This is a genomic window from Bradyrhizobium sp. USDA 3315, assembly GCF_054056795.1.
In genome coordinates this window covers 2,511,844-2,536,282 of the sequence record NZ_JBSRYP010000001.1, presented here as the reverse complement: position 1 = coordinate 2,536,282, position 24,439 = coordinate 2,511,844, and the positions used below count along the sequence as shown (strand labels likewise).

Annotated in this window: 24 protein-coding genes and 1 riboswitch; of the genes, 14 read left to right on the top strand and 10 right to left on the bottom strand. The window is 65.6% G+C overall.

What is annotated here, in order from left to right; translation table 11 throughout:
• The first annotated feature begins 57 nt into the window (after window positions 1-57).
• Window positions 58-495 (top strand): helix-turn-helix domain-containing protein, encoded by a 438-nt coding sequence (locus ACVIYL_RS11570; RefSeq protein ID WP_438075673.1) that lies wholly within the window; start codon window positions 58-60, stop codon window positions 493-495.
• An 84-nt stretch (window positions 496-579) separates the two neighbouring features.
• Here ACVIYL_RS11570 and ACVIYL_RS11565 read toward each other — a convergent pair whose 3' ends face one another.
• The 4 genes from ACVIYL_RS11565 to ACVIYL_RS11550 all read right to left on the bottom strand — a co-directional run bounded on the left by ACVIYL_RS11565 (window position 580) and on the right by ACVIYL_RS11550 (window position 5,341).
• On the bottom strand, window positions 580-1,743 hold the full coding sequence (locus tag ACVIYL_RS11565; protein WP_057015126.1) for an IS4 family transposase: 1,164 nt from the start codon (window positions 1,741-1,743) through the stop codon (window positions 580-582).
• A gap of 224 nt (window positions 1,744-1,967) precedes the next feature.
• The gene (locus ACVIYL_RS11560) at window positions 1,968-3,182 is read right to left on the bottom strand and encodes an MFS transporter (protein ID WP_456778589.1); all 1,215 of its coding nucleotides are present in this window, start codon (window positions 3,180-3,182) and stop codon (window positions 1,968-1,970) included.
• A gap of 117 nt (window positions 3,183-3,299) precedes the next feature.
• Complete coding sequence (locus ACVIYL_RS11555) at window positions 3,300-4,544, bottom strand: MFS transporter (RefSeq protein WP_456778588.1); 1,245 nt, start codon at window positions 4,542-4,544, stop codon at window positions 3,300-3,302.
• Between the two features lie 305 nt (window positions 4,545-4,849).
• Window positions 4,850-5,341: a type II toxin-antitoxin system HicB family antitoxin gene (locus tag ACVIYL_RS11550; RefSeq protein ID WP_253638385.1), complete on the bottom strand. Its 492-nt coding sequence runs from the start codon at window positions 5,339-5,341 to the stop codon at window positions 4,850-4,852.
• 86 nt (window positions 5,342-5,427) lie between these two features.
• On the opposite strand from ACVIYL_RS11550, the gene ACVIYL_RS11545 reads away from it, so the two are divergent.
• Window positions 5,428-6,300 (top strand): protein-L-isoaspartate O-methyltransferase family protein, encoded by an 873-nt coding sequence (locus ACVIYL_RS11545; protein ID WP_456778587.1) that lies wholly within the window; start codon window positions 5,428-5,430, stop codon window positions 6,298-6,300.
• A 6-nt stretch (window positions 6,301-6,306) separates the two neighbouring features.
• On the opposite strand, the gene ACVIYL_RS11540 is transcribed toward ACVIYL_RS11545, so the two are convergent.
• Complete coding sequence (locus tag ACVIYL_RS11540) at window positions 6,307-6,981, bottom strand: DUF938 domain-containing protein (RefSeq protein WP_456778586.1); 675 nt, start codon at window positions 6,979-6,981, stop codon at window positions 6,307-6,309.
• 265 nt (window positions 6,982-7,246) lie between these two features.
• On the opposite strand from ACVIYL_RS11540, the gene soxX reads away from it, so the two are divergent.
• The 8 genes from soxX to ACVIYL_RS11500 all read left to right on the top strand — a co-directional run bounded on the left by soxX (window position 7,247) and on the right by ACVIYL_RS11500 (window position 13,182).
• A complete protein-coding gene (gene soxX / locus ACVIYL_RS11535; RefSeq protein WP_051448082.1) occupies window positions 7,247-7,537 on the top strand; it encodes a sulfur oxidation c-type cytochrome SoxX in 291 nt (96 codons plus the stop codon).
• A 34-nt stretch (window positions 7,538-7,571) separates the two neighbouring features.
• Complete coding sequence (gene soxY / locus ACVIYL_RS11530) at window positions 7,572-8,066, top strand: thiosulfate oxidation carrier protein SoxY (protein WP_456778585.1); 495 nt, start codon at window positions 7,572-7,574, stop codon at window positions 8,064-8,066.
• A 21-nt stretch (window positions 8,067-8,087) separates the two neighbouring features.
• Window positions 8,088-8,399 carry a thiosulfate oxidation carrier complex protein SoxZ gene (gene soxZ, locus ACVIYL_RS11525; RefSeq protein WP_057021236.1) on the top strand — a complete coding sequence of 104 codons (312 nt, stop codon included), beginning with the start codon at window positions 8,088-8,090 and terminating at the stop codon, window positions 8,397-8,399.
• Window positions 8,396-9,256 (top strand): sulfur oxidation c-type cytochrome SoxA, encoded by an 861-nt coding sequence (soxA, locus tag ACVIYL_RS11520; protein ID WP_456778584.1) that lies wholly within the window; start codon window positions 8,396-8,398, stop codon window positions 9,254-9,256. The genes soxZ and soxA overlap by 4 nt, the downstream gene beginning before the upstream one ends.
• Complete coding sequence (locus ACVIYL_RS11515) at window positions 9,253-9,567, top strand: hypothetical protein (protein WP_456778583.1); 315 nt, start codon at window positions 9,253-9,255, stop codon at window positions 9,565-9,567. The genes soxA and ACVIYL_RS11515 overlap by 4 nt, the downstream gene beginning before the upstream one ends.
• A gap of 34 nt (window positions 9,568-9,601) precedes the next feature.
• Window positions 9,602-11,350: a thiosulfohydrolase SoxB gene (soxB, locus tag ACVIYL_RS11510; protein WP_456778582.1), complete on the top strand. Its 1,749-nt coding sequence runs from the start codon at window positions 9,602-9,604 to the stop codon at window positions 11,348-11,350.
• A complete protein-coding gene (locus tag ACVIYL_RS11505) occupies window positions 11,347-11,802 on the top strand; it encodes a DsrE family protein (RefSeq protein ID WP_253606209.1) in 456 nt (151 codons plus the stop codon). Before soxB ends, ACVIYL_RS11505 begins: the two co-directional genes overlap by 4 nt.
• A gap of 339 nt (window positions 11,803-12,141) precedes the next feature.
• Window positions 12,142-13,182 (top strand): MBL fold metallo-hydrolase, encoded by a 1,041-nt coding sequence (locus ACVIYL_RS11500; protein ID WP_253588628.1) that lies wholly within the window; start codon window positions 12,142-12,144, stop codon window positions 13,180-13,182.
• Window positions 13,183-13,354: 172 nt separating this feature from the next.
• Here the strand turns inward: ACVIYL_RS11500 and ACVIYL_RS11495 are convergent, their stop codons facing one another.
• From ACVIYL_RS11495 to ACVIYL_RS11480, 4 genes are all read right to left on the bottom strand, one after another.
• Window positions 13,355-14,263 carry an ABC transporter substrate-binding protein gene (locus tag ACVIYL_RS11495; RefSeq protein WP_456778581.1) on the bottom strand — a complete coding sequence of 303 codons (909 nt, stop codon included), beginning with the start codon at window positions 14,261-14,263 and terminating at the stop codon, window positions 13,355-13,357.
• Window positions 14,256-15,419 carry an IS4 family transposase gene (locus ACVIYL_RS11490; protein WP_057015126.1) on the bottom strand — a complete coding sequence of 388 codons (1,164 nt, stop codon included), beginning with the start codon at window positions 15,417-15,419 and terminating at the stop codon, window positions 14,256-14,258. The genes ACVIYL_RS11495 and ACVIYL_RS11490 overlap by 8 nt, the downstream gene beginning before the upstream one ends.
• Before the next feature lie 248 nt (window positions 15,420-15,667).
• Entirely contained in the window at window positions 15,668-16,441 is a 774-nt protein-coding gene (locus ACVIYL_RS11485) for an ABC transporter ATP-binding protein (protein ID WP_456778580.1), read from the bottom strand.
• A complete protein-coding gene (locus tag ACVIYL_RS11480) occupies window positions 16,438-17,481 on the bottom strand; it encodes a FecCD family ABC transporter permease (RefSeq protein ID WP_456778579.1) in 1,044 nt (347 codons plus the stop codon). Before ACVIYL_RS11480 ends, ACVIYL_RS11485 begins: the two co-directional genes overlap by 4 nt.
• 112 nt (window positions 17,482-17,593) lie before the next feature.
• Window positions 17,594-17,791: riboswitch (cobalamin riboswitch) on the top strand.
• 109 nt (window positions 17,792-17,900) lie between these two features.
• Here ACVIYL_RS11480 and ACVIYL_RS11475 point away from each other — a divergent pair.
• From ACVIYL_RS11475 to ACVIYL_RS11465, 3 genes are all read left to right on the top strand, one after another.
• Window positions 17,901-20,183, top strand: a complete 2,283-nt coding sequence (locus ACVIYL_RS11475; protein WP_456778578.1) for a TonB-dependent receptor — start codon at window positions 17,901-17,903, stop codon at window positions 20,181-20,183.
• A gap of 112 nt (window positions 20,184-20,295) precedes the next feature.
• Window positions 20,296-20,469 carry a hypothetical protein gene (locus ACVIYL_RS11470; protein ID WP_253606198.1) on the top strand — a complete coding sequence of 58 codons (174 nt, stop codon included), beginning with the start codon at window positions 20,296-20,298 and terminating at the stop codon, window positions 20,467-20,469.
• 240 nt (window positions 20,470-20,709) lie between these two features.
• The gene (locus ACVIYL_RS11465) at window positions 20,710-21,666 is read left to right on the top strand and encodes an ABC transporter substrate-binding protein (RefSeq protein WP_456778577.1); all 957 of its coding nucleotides are present in this window, start codon (window positions 20,710-20,712) and stop codon (window positions 21,664-21,666) included.
• Between the two features lie 18 nt (window positions 21,667-21,684).
• On the opposite strand, the gene ACVIYL_RS11460 is transcribed toward ACVIYL_RS11465, so the two are convergent.
• Complete coding sequence (locus ACVIYL_RS11460) at window positions 21,685-22,932, bottom strand: hypothetical protein (RefSeq protein WP_310881115.1); 1,248 nt, start codon at window positions 22,930-22,932, stop codon at window positions 21,685-21,687.
• Window positions 22,933-23,094: 162 nt separating this feature from the next.
• On the opposite strand from ACVIYL_RS11460, the gene ACVIYL_RS11455 reads away from it, so the two are divergent.
• Window positions 23,095-24,333: an MFS transporter gene (locus ACVIYL_RS11455; RefSeq protein WP_310881116.1), complete on the top strand. Its 1,239-nt coding sequence runs from the start codon at window positions 23,095-23,097 to the stop codon at window positions 24,331-24,333.
• The last annotated feature ends 106 nt before the right edge of the window (window positions 24,334-24,439 follow it).

Sequence of the window (24,439 nt, the reverse complement as noted above, 5' to 3'; positions counted from 1 at the left end):
CTTACGCAAGCGATAGGCTGGACACTGCCAGTTCAAGTGAACTTGAGGTCAAGGGCCATGCGGGACATCGATATCGCGGAGGTGGCGGAGCTATCGGGCGTGCGCGCCTCGACCTTGCGCTTCTACGAGGAGAAAGGTCTGATCGCCTCGCATGGCCGGCGCGGGTTGCGCCGCCTGTTCGATCCGGCGGTGCTGGACCGGCTGGCGCTGATCGCGCTCGGGCGCGCCTCCGGCTTCTCGCTCGACGAGATCGCAAGGATGTTCGCGCCCGATGGAAGACCGCGCATCGACCGGAAAATGCTTTCTGCCAAGGCCGACGAGCTCGACCGCACCATCCGCAGGCTCAACGCGATGCGCGACGGCCTGCGCCACGCCGCCGTCTGCCCGGCGCCGAGCCACATGGAATGCCCGACCTTCCGCCGCCTGCTGCGGGTCGCGGCGGCCGGCAAGATCAGCGAGCCGAAGAAGGCGCGGAAGTCACGCCGCAAGTCGTAGAACGTAGCCCGGATGAGCGAAGCGACATCCGGGGACAGGTCTTTATTCCCCTTCCCCCTGAAAGGCAGGGGTGTCCGGGGAAATTCAGGCATAGCGGAGCTCCATCTGGTCAGGTGAGATGGTTGATTTCCGACGGCTGGGGTTGATGGGCGGAGGTTTGTCGATGGCAGCGAGGGATCGACGCGTGAGCAGGAGCTGGCCGACGAGTTCGGCGAACCTGAGCGGGAGCATTTTGATGCAGTTGGTGTGAGCGGCGATGCGCAGCAGCAGGTAGGCAATCATCGCAGCGAGCACCTGAAGGCGGATCGCGTTGTCGTTGGCGCCGAGGAACTTGCGAATATCGAGATGCTGCTTGATCCAGCGGAACAGCAGCTCGATTTGCCATCGGCTCTTGTAGAGGGCGGCGATCTCGACGGCGCTACGGGCAAGGTCGTTGGTCAGGAGTGTGATCTTGCCGCCTTTCTCGCGTCTGATCTTGATGCGGCGGAGCGGGATTGGAAGGCGCGAATCGCCCTTGCTGGTGAGCTTCACCTCGTCATCGGCAAGGATTTCGAAGCCATCCCCGTTACGCTTGCGGATGGCGCGATGCCTGAGCGAGCGAAGACGGATGCTCGTCTTCGCCCGGGTAACGAAGAAAGCCTTGCTATCATTGATCTTCTGCCACCAGTCGAAACGGCAATAGCCCTTGTCAAACACATAGGTGGTGGCGGGCTGGATTGGGGTCTGTCGGCCGATCTCGATGTCATTGACGTTCGCGGCCGTCATCTCGACGCAGGTCGGGACATCGCTCCTTGGGTCGTAGACGACATGCAGCTTCATGCCGCGGATGCGGCCGTTCCACGTCGCCCAACTGCAGACCTTGCCGAGCGGGATCGGACTGGCGTCGATCAGACGCACCATCTCCATGCCTTCACTCCGCAGCTGGCGACGCGCCATCGCCGACAGCGCCGCAAAGGTTTGCGCGAAAATGCCGATCGGACGGCGGGCATTGGCATCGGACAACGTCGAGCGCGACAGCTTGCCGGTTCCCAAGTGATAGTGATGCTGCGAATTGGCGTTGAAGCCAGTCACCACCCCGCGCAGACTGCTGTTGCCGCTAAGCTGGGCATAGATCAGCGCCACCAGATGATCCCAGCTCCTGAACGACTTGTCGTAGGCATCCCCGTCCAGACGATCCACAACCGTCTGAAACTGCCGTCGATTGATCGGTTCAAGCAGCCTTCCAAAAATGCTACCGCGATATCGCATGCTCGGCCCTCTGTGTCTCGACAACCAGAAAAGACCGATTTGCCTCGGTCCTGCCGAGCATGCACCGCGACACAGTGAATCATTCCCCGGACACCCCTGCCTGAAAGGGGGGAAGGTCGGGATGGGGGTCAGCCGCAGGCGATGCTGCAAGCGGAGAGAGCAGATCCCCACCCGCTTTGCTCTGCGAGCAAAGCGACCTCCCCTCTTCAAGGGGAGGTGGAAAGCTACTTCCCTTTCGCCATGATCGTCGCCGCTGCGATCAGCTCCAGGCCAATGCAGCCGTAGAACGGCAGCGAATAGCTGCCGGAGAGATCGCGCAGCAACCCGACCACGCCGGGGCCGAAGGCGTAGGTGATCTGGTTGATGGCGGTGATCAGGCTGACCAGCACGCCGAACGCACGGGGATCGAACTCGCGCTGCACGATCAGCGCCGGCAGCGTGATCAGATTGCCGACCGAGAAGCCAAACAGCGCGCAGGCGGCGATCTGCGCCACGTCATTGTGCACATTGATGATGACGGCGAGCGCGACCGCCTGGCTGACAAAGGACAGCGCCGATGCCAGCCGCTGGTTGAGCCGGTCGATCACGAAGGAGAACGAGACGCGCCCGACCACGGCCATCGCGGTCAAGAGCGCCATCGCCACCGTCGCGCGCTCGCGGCCGATTACCTGATCGAGATAGGCGATCAGATGCACGATGAAGCCGACCTGGGCGAACAGCACCAGCGCGAAGGCAATCGAGACCGAGAGGAAGCGGATGTCGCGCAGCGCCCGGCTGCGCACCTGCGTCGCCGACGGCGCGTCGGCAGCGGCGGCCGTGACCGCGTGCAGATGCACCGGCGGTTGCCCGACGAAGATCAGGATGACAGGCACCATCACCACGATCAGCAGCCCCGCGGCCGCGATCATCGCGCCGGAGAAGCCGAACGTGCCGATCCCCGCCACCAGCAGCGGCACGCCGACGATGCCGCCGAAGCTCGCGCCGTTCAGCGCCAGGCTGATCGCCATGCCGCGTTTCTTGTCGAACCACAGGCCGAGTGTGTTGGTGATGATGCCGAGGCTGGTGCCGGCCCAGCCGAACGCCAGCAGCGCATCGGCAAGATAGAGCTGCCAGGGCTCGCGCACCTCGCCGATCGCAACGGCCGCGATCGCCATCGCGAAGGTGCCGGCGATCAGGCAGCTGCGCGCGCCGAACGCCTTGATCGCCTCGCTGACGAAGGCAACCAGCGCGGCGCCGAACAGATAGAAGAAGGTCGTGCCCGACGAAATCAGCGACGCCGGCCAACCGTGCAGCCGCTGCAGCTCGGCAACATAGACGCTCTGTCCGTAGAAGCCCAATCCCCAGCCGAAGGTCGCAAGCAGGAAGCAGACGACGACGATGCGCCAGCCTTCGTAGCCAAGCGAGGATTCATCAGGCAGCGTGGCTGAGGATGCGTCCATTTCTTGCTCTTGCTTCTCACATCGTCATGGCCGGACCAATCCGATCCCATGATGTGAACAGCGTTGCAAGCGGATCATTTCGAAGCTGATCGAAGTGTCAGCAATTGGCAGCAGGAATCAAATGCTGGGATCCGGGATTTCTTCCACCGCGCGCAATTTCGCGCGTCGCTTGGCGAATGAGGCGAACGAGAGCACGGCAAGGCCGAGCAGCACAGGCGGGAACACCACCCAGTTGACGGCATTCCAGCCGTAATGCGCGAGCAGTTGGCCCGACGAGAACGAACCGATCGCCATCATGCCGAACACGAGGAAATCGTTGAACGCCTGCACCTTGTTGCGCTCCTGCGGCCGGTGCGTTTCCAGCACCAGCGCGGAAGCGCCAACGAACGCAAAATTCCAGCCGATCCCGAGCACGAACAGCGTCGCCCAGAAGTGCGGCGCTGATATGCCCGACAGTCCGATCATCGCGGCCACCGCCTCGAGCGCCAGCCCGAGCGCGACGATAACGGGCGCGCCGAACCGCGCGATCAAGGAGCCCGTGAAGAAGCTCGGGCCGTACATCGCCACGATGTGCCACTGGATGCCGAAATTGGAATCGCTGACCGACAGCCCGCACATCTTCATGGCGAGCGGCGCCGAGGTCATCACCAGATTCATCATCGGATAGGCGATCACGCCGCACAGCGCCGCGGCGATGAAGCGCGGCTGCTTTGCGATCTCGAGCAGCGGGCGGCCGCCATGCAGGTCCGCAGCCGCAGGCTTCGGCGCGTCGACGCCTGAGAGCACCGCCATCGCCACCAGCGCGACCAGCGCCTGCATCACGAAGGAGAACGCGAACAGATAGGGCGGCCAGATGTCCATGGTCCATTGCACGAGCTGCGGCCCGAGCACGCCGGCGAACACGCCGCCGGCCATCACCCAGGACACCGCCTTGGGCCGGAACGCGACACTGGCGCCATCGGCCGCAGCAAATCGGTAGGACTGCGCGACGGCGCCGTAGAGCCCGCCGAGGAAGGTCGCGCCGCAGAACAGCCAGAACGATGAATGCAGGATCGCCCAGGCGCCGAGCGCGCCGGTGAGCGTGCCGCAGAAGGTGCCGATGATGAAGGCGACGCGTCGTCCGTAGGCGCGCGAGATCGCGCCGGTCGGCAGCGTGCCGGCGGCAAGCCCGAGCACATACATCGAGAGCGGCACCGTCGCGAGCGAGACGTCGGGTGCCAGCGTCGCGCCGACGATCGAGCCGGTGGCGAAGATCACGGCCGAATTGGCACCGGTCAGCGCCTGCGCCGCCGCAAGCCGCCACACATTGCTGCGCGCCCGCGCGTCGTCGCTCGCCTCATCCGCAGCTGTCACGTCAATCATCGGTGGTCCCGCCTCGAAGCCCCGGCGGGAGCCCCCAATCGGGCGCACTATGGAGAGCGGGTCGAAGCCGATCAACCGGCGCAAACGGACGTACGCCATGCAGGAGGCGCACGAGGGGATCGCTTGCTCTCACAGAGTGACGTCACAGCAGCCCGGCACTTCTATCAGTACCGTCATCCTGAGGAGCGCGTAGCGCGTCTCGAAGGATGCACGGCCAACAGCCGGACCGTCGACCCTTCGAGACGGCCGCTCTGCGGCCTCCTCAAGGGTGACGGTGAGAGAGCTGTCGCTCGATGATCGATCGCCTACCGCGCCGGCTTCTTGCCCATCCGCTTCTCGGCGCGCAGCGCGCCGGTCTTGTGCACCTTGGAGCGCGGCCCGACGAGGTGCGGCTTGTGAACGTGCCATTCAAGCGCAAGCGTCGCGGCGAAACCGAAAAAGCTCGAGCGGCTCATGCCGAGTCCGGCGGCATGCTTGTCGATCCGTGTGATCAGGCTCTTCGGCAAATAGACGTTGACGCGCTCGGACGGGTCGGGCGGATCGACGCCGACCATGAAGAAGGCGGCGACGTCGGAGCCCTTCGGCGGCACGATGCGCTCGATCGGGGTCGGCTCCGGCAATGGCTTGCCCTGCTCGACCCAGCCGTCGACGGTCTGCGCCAGCGTCTGCTCGGCGCGCTCGATCGCGTCTTCCTGCGATCGTCCCGCGGCGACGCAGCCGGGAAAGTCCGGAAACCACGCCCCGAACGCGCCGCGCGGACCGCGCTCCAGCACGGCCGGATAAAGCCGTCTCTTCATTCTGGCCTCCGTCGCCGCAGTATGCTATTTCACACACCTCGGTGTGTCAAATCACACAACACGCGACATCGTGGGAGCGCGCGGCAATGGACCCGCAAGCCGAACTCCGCATCGTCCGCGCGGCCTATGCCAAGCAGATCCTGGCCGCCGCCAACACCATCAATCCGCGGCTGACGGAGGCCTTCGCCGCCATTCGCCGCGAGGACTTCGTCGGCCCGGGACCATGGATGATGCTGCGCTGGTGGAGCCGCGACTATGCGCCGACGCCCGATGCCGACCCGGTCTATCTCTACACCAACGATCTCGTCGCCTTGCGACCCGAGCGACGTCTCAACAACGGCCAGCCGTCGCTGCATGCCTATCTCATGCACCAGGCCGCACCCGCCGCCGGCGGGCACGTGGTGCATATCGGCACGGGCACAGGGTACTACACCGCGATCCTCGCGCATCTGGTCGGACCGTCCGGCCGCGTGACCGGCATCGAATACGATCCGGACCTTGCGGCAGACGCTCGCGCCAATCTCGCCGCTTACGCAAATGTCGAGATCATCCAGGGCGACGGCACACAGGTCGCGTTCGAGTCCGCCGACGTGATCTATGTCAACGCCGGCTGCACCCGGCCTGCCACGCGATGGCTCGACGGGCTCGCCGGCGGCGGCCGCCTGATCCTGCCGCTGACCTCGGACGACGGATTCAAGGGTGGCGCGCCGGAGCAGGTGGCGCGATCCGGCGCCGTGTTCCGGATCCGGCGCGAGGAGGCAGCGTACCAGGCGGACTGGATATCACCGGTCGCGATCATTCCCTGCGACGGCGGCCGGGACGAGACGTCCGAAAAAACGCTCGCCGAAGCCTTCGCCCGCGGCGGCTGGCAGAAGGTGACGCGGCTCTATCGCGACGCCGGGATCCCCGATGAACGTTGCTGGCTGCGTGGGCCAGGCTGGTGCCTGGCTTACGATTGAGCGCGGCTACTTGCGGGCAAAGACCAAAATCATGTTGTTGGCCGGCGTCTCGAAGCTGCCGGCGAGCTTGAGCCCGACGCGCTCCGCAAGCGTCTCGAGATCGGCGATATCGCGCACCCCCCACTCGGCGTCGCGCTCGCGCAGCGACGTGTCGAACACGGCATTGCTGAGCGCGGTGTGCTTGCCGCCGCGCTTGAACGGGCCGTAGAGCAACAGCCGGCCGTCGGCGCGCAGGTGCCGCGCGGCGCCGGCGAACAGGCCCTCGGCCACGCGCCACGGCGCGATGTGGATCACATTGGCGCAGAAGATCGCGAGCAGTTTGTCCGGACCTTTGCCGTTCGGCGGCGCCGGCGACCAAGCCGGGTCGGACAGATCGATCGGCTGCGGCGGCCGGATGTTCGGAAGGGCGGCATGCGCGCGCCAGGCCTCGATGCTGCGCAGGTGCGCCGCATGGAGGTCGCTCGGCCACCAGGTGATGTCGGGCGTCTGACCGGCGAAATAGACGACATGCTGGCCGGTGCCGCTGCCGGCTTCCAGCACGTCGCCGGATTGGCCGGCGAGGTGATCTTTCAGAACTGCCCAGATCGGCTGGTGGTTGCGATGGAACGCCGGCGCATCGAGCCGCCCGTCCGCCTCGACCGGCCGGCCGTCCTTGCCAAACTCCGCCACGAATTCCGCCACCGCGCTTCTCCCTACGCCTCAGCCGCATCTCAACCGCACAAACATGACAGGCGGAAGGCGCAGGACATGCGCTCCAGTGCCGGACTGCCCCTGTGGCATTAACCCCGTCGCAACGCGCCTATTCTCCGTGTTGCCAGCCGATGGCCTTTGTGCTTTCCACTCTTTATATTTCGATGGGATCATCGAGATTGAAGCCCGGGGAACGTCCTTGATCGCCACTTTCTCCAAGCCAGCCTTCGTCCTGGCGCTGCTGGCAGGCACCGCCATGGCCGCGCCCGCGCAGGCCCAGTCCGCCGCCGAGGGACAGAAGCTCGCCTTCGACCGCGGCAAGGGCAATTGCCTGACCTGCCACGTCATCAAGGGCGGCGACCTGCCCGGCACGATCGGCCCCGAGCTGAGCGGCCTGAAGGCCAAATACAGCCGTGACGAGCTGATCGCGATCGTGACCGACGAAACCAAGCGCAATCCGCAGACGGTGATGCCGCCGTTCGGCCGAAACCGGATTTTGAGCGAGAAGGAAATCGACGCGGTGGTGGACTTCCTGCAGACGCTGTGACGCCGCGACCGTCGCTTGAGGAGATTTTTTTTCGATGAACATCACGACCAGCGAATTTTTCAAAGCGCGCCGCATGGTGCTGAAGGGCGCCGGCATCGCCGCGCTGATCGGCCTCGGGGGCATTCCGTTCGACGTGCCGCAGGCGCTCGCCGCCGCCAACGACAAATATCCCGAAGACGCATTCAAGCAGAAGAACGAGGCCGACGCGATCAAGGCGCTCTATGGCAAGACCGCCGAGCCGTCGGACAAGATCAAGATGGATGCGCCGGAGATCGCCGAGAACGGCGCGGTGGTGCCGATCTCCGCCACCACGACGCTGGCCGACGTCACCTCGATCTCGTTTCTGGTGAGCGAGAATCCGATCTCGCTGGTCGCCTCATACAGGATTCCGGCCGGCACGCTGCCGACCGTCTCCAACCGCATCAAGATGGCGAAGACCAGCAACGTCACCGCGATCGTCGAGGCCGGCGGCAAGCTCTACAGCGCCAAAAAGGAAATCAAGGTCACCGTCGGCGGCTGCGGCGGCTGAGTTCAATCAAGGGATAATCAGATGGCATCGAGCATTCGCGTGCGCGCCACGTCAAACGGCGACACCACCGAGGTGCAGGCGCTGATCCAGCATCCGATGGATTCCGGCTTCGTCAAGGACGCCAAGGGCGAGATCATTCCGCCGCATTTCATCCAGCAGCTCACCTTCGAATATGACGGCAAGCCGGTGTTCGTCGCCGACTGGGGCGGCGGCGTCTCCAAGGACCCCTATGTCAAGTTCGCCTTCAAGGGCGGCAAGAAGGGCGACGATCTGAAGGTCAGCTGGGTCGACAACAAGGGCGCGACCGACACCGCCACGGCGAAGATTCAATGACGCGGCGCCTCGCATTCCGCGCAGCACTCGCAACGTTCGCGCTCGGCGTGCTGACGCTCGCGCCGGCCGCGCGCGCGGCCGACACCGTCGATCCCGCCGCCGACAAGGCCGCGTTCCAGAAATTCTTCACCAGCAAATTCCCCAAGCTGAAGCTCGAGGATTTCGTCAACGGTCCCTATTCGATGAATGAGGACCTGCACAGGCAGTGGGAGGAGAAGGAGCAGTTTCCGCCCTACGAGTTCTCGCTCGAAGCCGGCAAGGAGATGTTCGCGACGCCGTTCAAGAACGGCAAGACCTACGCCGACTGCTTCCCGAACAAGGGCATCGGTATCCGCCAGAACTATCCCTATTTCGACGAGAAGGAAGGCAAGGTCGTCACGCTCGAGCTCGCGCTCAACCGCTGCCGCGAAGCTAATGGCGAGGCGCCGTTCTCCTATGTGAAGGACGACATGGCGGCGCTCACCGCCTACATGGCCTTCACCTCGCGCGGCAAGCCGATGGACATCAAGATCCCGAACGATCCGCGCGCGCTCGAGGCCTATCAGAAGGGCAAGGAGTATTTCTACACCCGCCGCGGCCAGCTCAATTTCTCCTGCGCCACCTGCCACATCCAGAGCCCGGGCGAGCGGATCCGCGCCGAGGTGCTGGCGCCGGCGCTCGGCATCCTGAACGCGATGCCGATCTACCGCTCGGAATGGAGCGGCATGGGGACGACCAGCCGCCGCTTCACCACCTGCAACAGCCAGATCCGCGGCGTGCCGCTCAATCCGCAGGACGACGAGTACCGCAACCTCGAATACTATCTGTCCTATGTCAGCAACGGGCTGCCGATTTCGGGTCCGGGAGCACGGCCATGAGCGCGGTCATCAAAACTGTCCTCGCAGCATCAGCCCTGCTGATCGCAGCGGCGACCGGCGCCCTCGCCGCCTCCGAAGCCGACTACAAAGCCGCCTACGCCGCCGCCGAAGCCGCCAACAAGGAAGCAGGCAACCTGCGCAACCAGTGGACCACCACCGCCTCGACACTATCTGCCGCAAAAAAGGCCGGTGAGGCTGGTGATTTCGACACCGCAGTCGCCAGGGCCAAGGAGGCCGAGGCGCTGGCAAAGGCCTCGATCTTCCAGGCCACCAGCGAAAAGGAACGCTGGAAGGACATGGAAGTTCGTTAAGAGCGCGCAGGCCAGGGGCCGCGCGGAGAGAATGATGATCATCCGCCGCCGGGAATTCCTGAAAGCTGCGGCCGCCGCAACGCTGACGGCCGGCCTGCCCCGCCTCGCGCGCAGCGCCGATACCGCCAGCGTCTACGACCTCGAGCGGTTCGGCAACGCCCGCATCCTGCACATGACCGACACGCATGCGCAGCTGAAGCCGGTGTTCTTCCGCGAGCCCGGCGTCAATCTCGGCGTCGGCGCGATGGCCGGCCAGCCGCCGCACCTCGTCGGCAAGGCGTTCCTCGACCGCTTCGGCATCCGGCCCGACAGCGCCGACGCCTACGCCTTCACCTGCGTCGAATTCGAGAAGGCCGCCGGCCGCTTCGGCCGGCTCGGCGGCTTCGCCCACCTGAAGACGCTGGTCGACAAGCTGCGCGCCGATGTCGGCGAAAAGCGTTCGATCCTGCTCGACGGCGGCGACCTCTGGCAGGGCTCGGCGCTCGCCAACGCCATGAACGGCGCGGACATGGTGGAAGCCGCCAATCTGCTCGGCATCGAGGCGATGACCGGGCACTGGGAATTCACCTATGGCGAGCAGGTGCTGCGCGACAACCTCTCCCGCTTCAAGGGCGAGTTCCTGGCGCAGAACGTGTTCCTGACCGAGGAAGCCGCGTTCAACGACGCCAAGGCGTTCGACCCGGCGTCGGGGCGGGTGTTCAAGCCGTCCGTCATCAAGGAGATCGGCGGCCATCGCGTCGCGATCATCGGCCAGGCCTTCCCCTACGTGCCGATCGCCCATCCGAAGCGCTTCACGCCGGACTGGAAGTTCGGCATCCGCGACGAGGAGCTGCAGAAGCTTGTCGACGGCCATCGCAACAACGACAAGGTCGAGGCGGTGATCCTGCTGTCGCATAACGGCATGGACGTCGACCTCAAGCTCGCCAGCCGCGTCACCGGCATCGACGTCATCCTCGGCGGCCACACCCACGACGCGATCCCGATCCCGATCACGGTGACCAATGCCGGCGGCGTCACGCTGGTGACCAATGCCGGCTCCAACGGCAAGTTCATCGGCGTGCTCGATCTCGATCTTGCCAAGGGCAAGGTCGCCAACGTCCGCTACCGGCTGCTGCCGGTGTTCGCCGAACTGCTGAAGCCCGATCCTGCGATGCAGACGCTGATCGACAAGATGCGCGATCCGCATGTCGACGAATGGAACAACAAGCTGGCCTCGGCCGACCGGCTGCTCTACCGCCGCGGCAATTTCTCCGGCACCGTCGACCAGTTGATCTGCGATGCGCTGCTGAACGAGCTCGACGCCGAGATCGCGCTGTCGCCGGGCTTCCGCTGGGGCATCACCACGCTCGCCGGCCAGCCGCTGACCATGGAAGACGTGCTGTCGGAAACCGCGATCACCTATCCGGAGACCTACGTCGCCAAGATGACGGGCAGCCAGATCAAGGATGTGCTGGAAGACGTCTGCGACAATCTGTTCAACGTCGATCCCTATTATCAGCAGGGCGGCGACATGGTTCGCGTCGGCGGCCTCGCCTACACCTGCACGCCGGCCGAGACTGTCGGCAAGCGCATTTCCGAGCTGAAGTTGGGCAACGGCAAGCATCTCGAAGCCGGCAAGCACTACAAGGTCGCAGGCTGGGCCTCGGTCAACCAGCAGAGCGGCGCGCCGATCTGGGATGTCGTCGCCACGCATCTGCGCTCCGGCCGGCCGCCGAACCGCGACGAACCCGGCGTGACGCTGAAAGGCGTCGAGGACAACCCGGGCATCGCGAGGCACGGATGACGCGCCGCGCGCTGATCGCGGCATTCGGCCTTGCTGCGCTCGCGCTGGCGACGCCGCTCGCGCGTGCCCAGCAGGCGCCGTTGCAGGACAAGCCGTTCGCCGAGCACAAGGTCGTGCTGCAGCTCTCCGACAACGATCCGAGGAAGCAAGGCCTCGTCATCAGCGTCGCCAACAATCTGATGAAGCATTACGACCCCGACAAGGTCGCGGTCGAGATCGTCGCCTTCGGCCCGGGCATCGACCTGCTCAAGCCCGACAACCCGAACCGCAAGCTGGTCGAGAGCCTGATCGCGCAGGGCGCGCGGGTCGACATCTGCCTCAACACCGTCGACACGATCGAACGCGACAGCGGCAAGCGGCCGGACTACATCGCCGCCGCCACCCCCGTGCAGGTCGGCGTCGCACAGATCTTGCTGCTCACCGAGAATGGATACACGCTGGTCCGGCCGTAACGGCCCCGTCGTCATTGCGAGCCAACGGGTCGCGCGAACGCGCGCCCGCGGGAGCAGGGCTGGAGTTACGTGCGGCCGTAACTTCGTCTCTTCCACGACCTCGATGCATATCCCGTCATCCTGAGGCGCGAGCGGAGCGAGCCTCGAAGGATGCGCGGCCCAGATGCCTTGTCCCATTCGCGGAAAGACCCGGGCCGTCCACCCTTCGAGACGCGCGCAAGAGCGCGCTCCTCAGGGTGACGGGATCCGGCTGGGGTGGGGATGGATTTGCTTTGAACGGACCCTATCTATGGAATAATATCCTCCATGTGACTCGGCCCGGAGAATAGGTAAGCCGTCATGATCTTTCGCCAGCTCTTCGACAGCGTATCCGGAACCTACAGCTATCTGCTCGCGAGCCGCGCCGGCGGCGAGGCACTGATCCTCGATCCGGTGCTGGAGAAGGCCGATCGCTACTGCAAGCTGCTGCAGGAACTCGATCTCAGGCTGGTGAAAGCCGTCGATACGCACCTGCACGCCGATCACGTCACCGGCCTCGGCGAGTTGCGCGACCGCACCCAGTGCATCACCATCATGGGCGAGCAGAGCAAGGCCGACGTGGTGTCGATGCGCGTCTCCGACGGCGACAAGGTGACGATCGAGGGCCTCTGCCTCGAGGCGTTGTACACGCCCGGCCACACCGACGATTCCTATAGTTATTTAATGGGCGACCGCGTCTTCACCGGCGACACCCTGCTGATCCGCGGCACCGGCCGCACCGACTTCCAGAACGGCAGCGCGCGGGCGCAGTACGATTCGATCTTCAACCGCCTGCTGAAGCTGCCGGAGGAAACCATGGTGTTCCCCGCGCATGACTACAAGGGCGACACCGTCTCCACCATCGGCGAGGAGAAGCGCTACAATCCGCGGCTGCAGGTCAAATCGATCGACGACTATGTCGAGCTGATGAACAACCTCAATTTGCCGAACCCGAAGCTGATGGACGTCGTGGTGCCCGCCAACATGCATGTCGGCCTGCACCAGGACGAACTCGCCAAGGAGGGCCTCTCCCTCAGCGCGCGCGACGCCATCGCGAGCCTCGGCCGGCCCGATATCCTTCTGGTCGATTTGCGCGAGAGCGCCGAGCGGGCCAAGCACGGCACGCTCGCGGGCGCGCTGCACGCGCCCTATCCGGGGATTTGCGCCACCCTGCAGCCCGGCGGCATGCTGCGCGAGGTCGCGGCCGCAACCGGCCGCCGCGTCGTGTTCTTCTGCGCCTTCGGCGAGCGCTCGGCGATGGCGGTGGCCGCCGCGAAGAAGGCGGGACTGGCCAACACCGCGCATATCGATGGCGGCATCGACGCCTGGAAGAAGGCCGGCGGGCCGGTCGTGATGGGATAGTCTCATAACCCTTTAGCCCGCTCGCAAATATCTCACCGTCACCCTGAGGTGCGAGCGAAGCGAGCCTCGAAGGGCGACGGCCACACTCCTTCCGCGAACTCCTGGAAGTATCCGGGCCGTGCATCCTTCGAGACGCGGCTTCGCCGCTCCTCAGGATGACGGGTTTGGAAGGTCACTGCGTCACTCGCTGCAACTCTTCCGTCAGGCGATCCAACGCATCCGCCAGCATCACGCCGCCGCACACCGTGAGCCGCTCCGGCAGCACGATGCGCTTGCTTTGCGGATAGAAGCGCTCCAGCGCCGGATGCAGCAGGAAGGCGCGACCGTCATCCTCGGCGCGGTCGCCGGCTTCCGACACCAGGATGAAATCCGGCCGCAGTTTTACGATCGCCTCCAGCGAAGCAAACCCGCCTGCGCCGACGCCAAGTTCGCCGGCGGCGTTGGAAAGCCCGGTTACGGCCAGCAGCGAGCTGACCAGGCTGCCGTCGCCGGGCACAAAGCCACGCCGCTCCAGCGGCAACACGCGGTAGTGATGCGCGCTCGCCGCAGCGCGCGCCCGGGCGGTGGCCGCATCGAGGCGCGCGATCTCGGCCTCTGCGCGATCGGGATGCTGCACCACATCGCCCATCGCGCGGATCTGGTTCTTCACCTCGTCCAGCGTGCGCGGCACCGCGAATTCGACGAGGTGCAGCCCGTGGGCCTTCAACAGATCACGGGTCGCGCGCTTGTCGAACAGGCTGACCACGACGAGGTCGGGCTTGAGCAGCAGCACGTCCTCGGCCTCGCCGGACAGGCGCGGAAAGTTTCGCGCCTTCTCCGCGGCCCAGGATTGCCAGTCATCGCGCGAGAAGCGGCTGAGGCCGATGATCTGGTCCGGGTCGGCCAGCGACAGCACGAGCTGGTCGCTGCAGACATTCATCGAGACGATGCGCGGTCCAGCGGCGAACGCGGCGCCGGCGGAAATAAGCCACAGCAGTATCGCGACCACCGCACCAAGATGAAGCGAAGCGAGATGGCTGCCACGCTGAAGGTGCGCCCCCTCTCCCGCTTGCGGCAGGGGTGTCCGGGGAAATTCAGGCATAGCGGAGCTCCATCTGGTCAGGTGAGATGGTTGATTTCCGACGGCTGGGGTTGATGGGCGGAGGTTTGTCGATGGCAGCGAGGGATCGACGCGTGAGCAGGAGCTGGCCGACGAGTTCGGCGAACCTGAGCGGGAGCATTTTGATGCAGTTGGTGTGAGCGGCGATGCGCAGCAGCAGGTAGGCAATCATCGCAGCGAGCACCTGAAGGCGGATCGCGTTGTCGTTGGCGCCGAGGAACTTGCGAATATCGAGATGCTGCTTGATCCAGCGGAACAGCAGCTCGATTTGCCATCGGCTCTTGTAGAGGGCGGCGATCTCGACGGCGCTACGGGCAAGGTCGTTGGTCAGGAGTGTGATCTTGCCGCCTTTCTCGCGTCTGATCTTGATGCGGCGGAGCGGGATTGGAAGGCGCGAATCGCCCTTGCTGGTGAGCTTCACCTCGTCATCGGCAAGGATTTCGAAGCCATCCCCGTTACGCTTGCGGATGGCGCGATGCCTGAGCGAGCGAAGACGGATGCTCGTCTTCGCCCGGGTAACGAAGAAAGCCTTGCTATCATTGATCTTCTGCCACCAGTCGAAACGGCAATAGCCCTTGTCAAACACATAGGTGGTGGCGGGCTGGATTGGGGTCTGTCGGCCGATCTCGATGTCATTGACGTTCGCGGCCGTCATCTCGACGCAGGTCGGGACATCGCTCCTTGGGTCGTAGACGACATGCAGCTTCATGCCGCGGATGCGGCCGTTCCACGTCGCCCAACTGCAGACCTTGCCGAGCGGGATCGGACTGGCGTCGATCAGACGCACCATCTCCATGCCTTCACTCCGCAGCTGGCGACGCGCCATCGCCGACAGCGCCGCAAAGGTTTGCGCGAAAATGCCGATCGGACGGCGGGCATTGGCATCGGACAACGTCGAGCGCGACAGCTTGCCGGTTCCCAAGTGATAGTGATGCTGCGAATTGGCGTTGAAGCCAGTCACCACCCCGCGCAGACTGCTGTTGCCGCTAAGCTGGGCATAGATCAGCGCCACCAGATGATCCCAGCTCCTGAACGACTTGTCGTAGGCATCCCCGTCCAGACGATCCACAACCGTCTGAAACTGCCGTCGATTGATCGGTTCAAGCAGCCTTCCAAAAATGCTACCGCGATATCGCATGCTCGGCCCTCTGTGTCTCGACAACCAGAAAAGACCGATTTGCCTCGGTCCTGCCGAGCATGCACCGCGACACAGTGAATCATTCCCCGGACACCCCTGCGCTTGCGGGGGAGGGTTGGGGTCGGGGTCGTGCCGCAATGAACGCTCTTTGAGTGGAGAGAGCCCCCACCCGCTGCGCTCTTCGAGCGCAGCGACCTCCCCCGCAAGCGGGAGAGGTGAACTGAGCTCGTGGAGACGCCGCATCCTCATCACACGTCCGCCCACGGCACGATGACGGCCTCGCGCTGAAATTCGGCGCGATAGGCGCTGACCCGGAACACGCTGGCGAGGACGCTCTCCGATAGTGCCTCGACAGGCGCGCCCTGCGCGGCCAGCCGCCCCTCCGCGAGCACCAGCACGTGATCGGCAAAGCGCGCGGCGAGTCCCAGGTCATGCGTCACCACGATGACCAGCACGCCGGTGTCGGCAACGTTGCGCAGCTTCTGCATCACGTCGATCTGGTGGCGCGGATCGAGCGAGGCCGTCGGCTCGTCGGCGAGGATCACGGGCGCCTCCACCGCGAGCACCCGGGCCAGTGCGACGCGGCTGCGCTCGCCGCCGGAGAGTTCGGTGACGCGGCGATCGCTGAACTCAGCGACGTCGACCGCCTGCATCGCGCGCAGCACCGCCTCCACATCCGTCTGCGACAGCCGCGCCGGATCGGTCGCACCGTGCGGATAGCGGCCGAGCGCGACGATATCGCGTGCCGGCAGCGGCCAGTGCACCATGTGGCCCTGCGGCAGATAGGCGAAACGTTTCGCGCGCTCGCGCAGCGGCAGCGACGCCAGCGCATCGCCGCCGATCCGGATCTCGCCGCCCGACGGGATCAGCCCGGCCAGCGCGCGCAGCAGCGTGGTCTTGCCGGCGCCGTTCGGCCCGACCAGCGCGACCAGATGGCCCGACGGCAGCGACAGGGAGACATCGTGCAGCACCTTGCGGCTGCCGAGCGAGGCATTGAGCGCGGCAGCCGAGAGCAGCGTCATGCCACGCCTCCGCCGAGCGCGCGGCGTTCGCGCATGATCAGACAGAGGAAGAACGGCACGCCGATGATCGAGGTCAGCACGCCGACCTTGATGTCTGAGGTCGAGGGAATGATGCGCACCGCGATGTCGGCGGCGAGCAGCAGCGCCGAGCCGGTGAGCGCGCTCGGCACCAAGAGCCGCGCCGGATCGTGACCGATCACGGGACGCATCAGATGCGGCGCGACGAGGCCGATGAAACCGATCGTGCCGGTGACTGCGACCGCGCCGCCGACGCCGAGCGCCACGCCCGTGATCACGAAGAGCCGCAACCGCCCGACGTCGACGCCGAGGCTCTGCGCCGCCTCCTCGCCAAGCGTCAGCGCGCGGAAGGCGCTCGCCTGGCTGAGCAGGATGGCGGCGCCTGCGATGATGAAGGGCAGCGCCAGCGCGACGTGCTGGAAGCTGCGGTCTTCCAGCGAGCCGAGCAGCCAGAACGCGATCTCCAGCACCACGAACGGATTGCTCGAGAGATTCATCACCAGCGCGGTCGCGGCTCCCGCAAAGCTCGAGATCGCGAGCCCGGCGAGGATCAGGATCAACAGCCCGGCATTGCGGCCGGCGATCGCAAGCAGCGCGAACACCGAGCCGAACGCGGCGATGATCGCCACCACCGGCAGCGCGTAGGAGCGCACATCGGCGAGGCCCAGCGCGATCACCAGCACCGCGCCGAAGGCGGCCGATTGCGGCGCGCCGAACAGCGACGGCGAGGCCAGCGGGTTGCGCAGCAACCCTTGCAGCGCCGCGCCTGACAGCCCAAGAATACCGCCGATCGCGAATGCCAGGATGGTGCGCGGCAGGCGGATCTCGCGCACGATCACCTGCGCCACATCGCTGCCGCCGCCGAACAGCGCCTCGATCACCGCGAGCGGCGACAGCCGCACCGGCCCGATGCCGAGCGAGATCACCAGCAGCAGCAGCACAAGCGCGAGCAGCGCCGCGGTGGCGCCCCACCGGCGCCGCGCCGCGACCTCGGCCGCCAAGGCAAAATCCTGCACGCTCATCGGATCCATGCTCTTACAACGATCGTCGTGGCAGACAAGCGACACTCGACAAAAACCGTGGCCGCACGGCCATTGCCCGACTTCCGCCGGATTGACTTTGCTACCCGGCCGAACCCTAGATGAACATGACGGTTCTTTCATGAGATGAAAAGGGAATGCGGTACGGGGAAACTTCCCCAACGCCGCGGCTGCCCCCGCAACTGTATGCGGTGAATCCTTCGTCACAGGCCACTGGGAATCTCGGTCCTGGGAAGGCGACGAAGGGTAACGACCCGCGAGCCAGGAGACCTGCCGTCAGCCGTGGTCACACGCGATGCTGCCGGTCGGGGAGTACAGGCATGAGCTTCACCTGATGCTGTGAGCACGATGGTGAGACTGGTTCGCGGTGACGTGCCACTGACGTTGCCGAGGCCTTGCTTATGTTCTCCTTCCCTTTCCATCGGCGGCGCCGCGCGCTTCTGCTCGCGTCGACGATGATCGCGCCGGCGACGATGCTCGCGCCGGCATTCCTTGTCTCCGCAGCGCGGGCGCAGCAGGCACCCGCTCCCGATCAGCTGCCGGCGATCGAAGTCACCAAGCCGGGCGACCAGAACGTCACGCGCGCCAGGCCGGCCGCTGACGAAGCGCCGGCGCCGCGACGCCCGGCGCCGGGCACCTCGCAAGGCAACAATACAGGCAGCGGAGCCGGATCGGGCACGACAGGGACCGGTGTGGCCACCGGAACGGGCGGCACCGGCGGCCGCCAGTTCGCCGGCATTGTCGGCACCTCCTCGGCCGTGATCACCGCCGACGACATCGCGCATTCGCCGGTGCAGTCGTTGCCCGAGATCCTCGCGCAGGTGCCGGGCGTGCAGCTGCAAACGCCCTATGGCGGACCGAACGGCGCCAAGACGTCGGTCGACCTGCGCGGCTTCGGCGCGTTCGCGACCGACAATACCCTCTTCCTGCTCAACGGCCGCCGCCTCAACGACGTCGACAAGGCCGGCTTCGACCTCACCACGATTCCGCTCGATTCGATCGAGCGCATCGAGATCACGCGCGGCAACAGCGGCGCGGTGCTCTACGGCGACAACGCGGTGGGCGGCGTCGTCAACATCATCACCAAGACCGGCGTCGGCGGCCCGCCGACGACGATGCGGGCCGAGGCCGGAGTTGGCTCGTTCAACACCCGCATGGCCGCGGTCTCCGCGGCACTCAATTCCGGCCCGTGGTCCACCTCGTTCTACGGCAACGGCATCAAGTCGGACGGCTACCGCGTCAACAATGCGCTCGACCAGCGCAACGCCGTCGGCAACATCAACTACACGACGCCGGATCTCACCGCCTTCCTGACCGTCACCGGCAGCGACCAGAAGCTCGGCCTACCCGGCGGACGGCTGGTCGATCCGTCGATCGGCGTGAACGAGCTGCTCACCGATCGCCGCGGCGCCGCGACGCCCTTCGACTATGCCAACCAGCAGACCGCCAGCGTCACCGCCGGCTTCACCAAGACGCTGATGAACGGCGTCGACCTCATCGTCGACGGCGGCTGGCGGCAGCGCGAGACGCAGAGCGGCTTCTTCGGCACGGTGCCGACCATCAGCTTCGCCTCGACCTACAATGACGCCGCGCTGCAGACCTGGTCGCTGACGCCGCGGCTCAGCGTCAAGAACGTGATGCTGGGCGTGCCGTCGACGATCCTGACCGGCATCGACTATTACGATTCGACCTTCCGCGAGGCGCGCGGCGCCTATCAGGGCGTCGACCCGTTCCACATCTACAATATCGAGCAGCAGAGCGTGGCCGGCTACTGGCAGCACACGATCGGCGTGCTGCCGACGACCGACTTCGCCTACGGCGCGCGCGTGCAGAACACCAGCATCTCGGCGCGCGATCGCTACGACCCGAATGCGCCATTCGCATTCGACACCCAGGCGGCACCGCTCGACAGCAACGAGACGCAATACGCGCTGCATGTCGGCATCGAGCATCGCCTGACCGACACTTTCTCGGTGTTCGGCCGCGCGGCACGCGCATTCCGCACGCCTGATGTCGACGAACGCGTCGCGTCGGGTCCGTCATTCGACCCACTGACCTTCGCCCCGATCCCGCAGAATTTCCAGCTCAAGACCCAGACCTCGCAGGATGTCGAGGGCGGCTTTCGCGTCAGGACCAACCGCTTCCAGGTCCAGTCCAGCGTCTATCTGATGGATCTCGAGAACGAGATCCATTTCAACCCGGTGCTGTTCTTCAACACCAACCTCGACCCCACCCGCCGCTACGGCTCGGAGACTAGCGCGGCGCTCAAGGTCAGCGACAGCGTCACCCTGCGCGGCGGCATGGCGATCACCCGCGCGGTGTTCCGCGAAGGCATCTGGGCCGGCAACGACGTGCCGCTGGTGTCGCGCTACACCGGCAATCTCGGCGTCACCTGGAATATCTGGCAGAACTATCTGGTGTTCGACGCCACGGTGCGGGCCTGGAGCTCGCGCATCATGGACAACGACCAGGCCAACACCCAGAGCCGGATTCCCGGCAACGCCACCGCCGATATCAAGCTGAGCGGGCAAGTTGACCGCTTCTTCTGGTCGCTGAGCGTGAACAACCTGTTCAACGCGCTCTATTACGACTACGCCATCGCGAGCACGTTCACCGAGGGCCGCTTCTCGGCCTACCCGCTGCCCGGCCGCACCTACATGGTAAAGGCCGGCGCGACGTTCTAGAGCATGATCCGGTGGGGCGGGTGTGCCCCGCCGCACCGTCTCCGAATATTACAAACGCACGGAAACTGGGGTAGAGTTCCGGCAGCTGATTTGACCCGCGCAGGGGAAACGCATGGCCAAGGCCGGGAAGCAGACCAAGGGCGGCACGAAGACCAAAGACAAGGCCGACGACAAGTCGAAGAAACCTCCGCCACCCGCAGCGCTACAGGACGACGAGTACTACGAGGACGGCGACATCGCCACGCCGAAGCTCGACCGCTACGGCAATGATGACGAGCCGTTGTGAGGCGCGGCGAAGATCGATCGACCGATCCCGCGCAGTCGCGCGCGGCGGCCTCGTAGGTTGCGAACTACCGAGCCCGGCTCATCCTCGCCAAGCAGACATTAGGTCGCAGCGAGGTCATGGGCCGGACCACCCTTCCGGATTGGTTGCCCACCCCCTGAATGCTAGGCTCGCATGGACGCTGGGTCCTTGCTGGGGGGCGGTGCCATGAGATTTGCGAAGGCAGTGCTCACGGTCTTCTGCATGATCGCGTCGATGTGCGACCCGTCCGATGCGCAACAAGCTCCCAGAAAAGTAGGAATCCTCGTCAACGGCGGCCCGTCGCCGCTCTTCGATTCCATCAAGAAAAATCTTCTGAGCGACTTCGCCGACCGCGGCTATCTCGAAGGACGCGACATCGTCATCGAACCGCGATTTGCCGAATCGAAGCTCGAGCGCCTTCCAGGCCTCGCCTCGGAGCTGGTCGGTGCGAATGTGGATGTCATCCTTGCACTCGGCGGCCCGGCGTCGGTGGCGTCGCAGAAGGCCACGTCGACGATCCCGGTGATCTTTGCGATCGTCACCGATCCGGTCGCGTTGAAGCTTGTCGCCTCGATGGACAAGCCAGGAGGCAATGTCACGGGCCTCACCAACCTTGATCAGCAGCAGGCCAGCGACCAGTTCAAGCTTCTGAAGGAGGCATTCCCCGGGATCACGCGCGTTGCGATTCTCAGTGATCAAACGATCCCCGGCGCGGATGAACGCGGGCTCGCCCCGATTGACCGCGCCAACGAGGCCGCAGCCAAGGCGCTGGGGCTGGAGCCGCAAATCGTGAAGGTCAAGGGTGCGGACGATCTGGAGGCCGCGATTGCCGGGATGGCAAAGGAGCGCGCGGAGGCGCTGCTGGTCCTTGAAGTGCCGGTGCCCTGGAGCAATCGAAAACGAGTCGGTGAACTGGCCATGAAGAACCGCTTGCCGGCAATGTTTCCCGGCGGCCAGGCGGACGCCGGCGGGGTGATTACCTATGGCGCCAACGTCGCCGATACATGGCGCGAGTTTGCGACATTCGCCGACAAGATTTTCAAGGGCGCGAAGCCGGGCGACCTGCCAGTCGGCGTCGTCACCAAGCGAGAGCTGATATTCAATCTCCAGGCGGCCCAGGCCGTGGGCGTCGAGATTCCACCGGAGCTCTTGAAGCGCGCAGACAAGATCGTGCGGTGAATTCGCGCTGGAGGGATACTAGCGGAAATCGCCGTTCTCGATCGCCTTGATGCTGCCGCGATCGAGCAGATGCGCGCCAAAGCCGCCGCGCGCCAGCGATGAGGCGATCTGCGGCGATGCCAGCAGCAGCACTGTCGTCATCGCCAGCGGCACGGCGCTGAGCCAGTCGAGCCGCACCGGCGTCAGCTCTTCGCTGCTTCCCCGATAGTGCCCTTCGCCCGCGGCGATGCGGCCGCATTCCCGGATCAGGTCACGCCGCGTACCATCGCGCGACGCACTGCCGAGCAGCGCCTGCATCGCCAGATGCGTCCGCACGCCGGCGCGGCCCTCGGGCAGCGGCGCCGGAGTCTCGCCGCGCGAGACGCGCAGCAGCAGATCGACCAGATCGACGCCCGACTGAAAGGCGTTCATCGGCTCGACCAGCCGCGGGTTGCAGTCGATCAACAGCGGCGTCGCGCTGTCGAGCGGCATGATGACGTCGACCGAGAGCGCACCGTGCCAACCAAGATGCGCGCCGATGGTCTCGAGGCCGGCGCGGATCGCCGGCCGGCTCACGCTCTCCTTGATCGCCTCGCCGCCGCCGACACCGGCCGCAATCTGGCGGTAGGCATGGAAGCCGACAAGCGTGCCGTGGCAGAACACCGACTGCGCCTTCTCGACCGTGCCGGTGACCAGATCCTGCGCCAGCACCTCGCCGGCAAATTCGCCTGAGGACTCGAGGTCGTAGAGCGCGCGATTGAGATCACCAGCGTCGCGCACGAACCAGACACCGCGGCTGGCGGTGCCGATCGACGTCTTGACCACGGATGGAAACCGCACCGCCTCGCGCAGCTCCTCGGGCGAATTCACGATCCGGGTCGGCGGCTGCGGCAGCCCGAGCCGGCCGAGCAGGCGGCTGAAGCCGGCCTTGCTGTGCACGGCGCGATAGCTGGCGAAATCCGGCAGCGCGAGGCCGGCACGTGATGCCAGCCCCGCCGCGGCGCGGGCGAACAGAAATCCCTGTTCATGGATCGGCAGCAGCACATCGAAATGCCGCGACGCCAAGAGGCGCTCGACGAAGCGCAGGAAGCCGGCCGGATCCGACCGCAGCGGCGGACAATGGTGGTATTTGCGGACAAAGCGCGAGTAGCGCGCCAGGCACCAGCGCGAGGGGTCGCAAACCTCGACGTGATGGCCGGCCAGTCCGAGGATCGTGATCGCCTCGCGGCCGGAGGTGCTGGAGCCCTCCGACACCAGCACGCGGAGCTGCTTTTTGGGATCGATCATGGCCGATCATCGCCGTGCCGCCGTGCTTTGTCGCCGCATTTAATGCCGCATGTGTCGATCCGGCACGCCCGCGTCGGGGGCAGCCATGCGCCTGCGTTCATGGACAATTAGCGGCCAATCTCTATTTTCGGCGGGCTTTCCGGAATTAGGGTTTTCAGGCACATGGTCGACGTTCTGGCCGCACCGCAGCAAGCGAAAGCCGACAGTGCGCTGCGCACGCTGACGGGGATTTCGGTCGCCCATTGGGTCAGCCATTTCCATATCTTCGTGCTGCCGATGCTGTTCCCGTTCCTGAAGCAGCAGCTCGGCGTCGGCTATGTCGAGCTCGGCCTCGCGCTGACGGTGTTCGCGGTGGTCTCCGGGCTGACCCAGGCGCCGATCGGTTACCTCGCCGACCATATCGGCGCGCGCAAGATCCTGTTGATCGGACTGACCGTCGGCGGTTGCGCGCTGATCGGGCTCGGCCTGCATCTCAGCTATACGTCGCTGATCGTCTGCGCGGTGCTGCTTGGCCTCGCCAACAGCGTCTATCATCCGGCCGACTACGCGATCCTCTCGGCCCATATGGACGAGGCGCGGATGGGCCGCGCCTTCTCGATCCACACCTTTGCCGGCTTCCTCGGCGGCGCGGTGGCGCCCGCGATCATGGCGGCACTGGTTGCCTCGATCGGCGGCCTCGGCGCGCTGATCGTCGCCGGTGCGGTCGGTCCGCTGGTGGCGCTGTTCCTGATCGTGCTCGGCATTCCCGATGCCGGCGCCAACAAGAATAAGTCAAAGGAGGGCGCCGCGCCGAAGGCGAGCGTGATCACGCCGGCGCTGATGGTGCTGACGGCCTTCTTCACGCTGCTCAGCCTGTCGACCTCGGGCATCAACAATTTCGGCGTGGTCGCACTGATGGGCGGCTACGGCGCGTCGTTCTCGACGGCCAATATCGCGCTGACTGCATTCCTCGGCGCCAGCGCGGCCGGCGTGCTCGCCGGCGGCTATCTCGCCGACTGGACCCACCGCCACAGCCAGGTCGCCGCGGCCTGCTTCGCGGTCAATGCCGCCCTCGTGCTGCTGATTGCGCTGCTCGACCTGCCGCCGGTGGCGCTCACGCTGGCGATGGGGCTCGCCGGATTCCTCGGCGGGGTGATCGCGCCGTCCCGCGACATGATGGTGCGCAACGCGGCGCCGCCCGGCGCCGCCGGCCGCGCCTTCGGCATCGTCTCCACCGGCTTCAACTTCGGCGGCATCGTGAGCCCGCTGCTGTTCGGCTGGATCATGGACCAGCACATGCCGCACTGGGTGTTCGGCGCCTCCGTGGTCTTCATGGTGCTGACCGTGCTGCTTGCCCTCGTCACCGAGCGCAAGCCGCGGGCTTCGGGATACGAGGCCGAGACCGCCAGCCCGCGCGGCTGAGAGGCTTTCACCGCCGTCATTGCGAGGAGCTCGCGACAAAATTGCGAAGCAATTTTGCGCTGAAGCGACGAAGCAATCCATCTCTCCTGCTGCCGAGCTATGGATT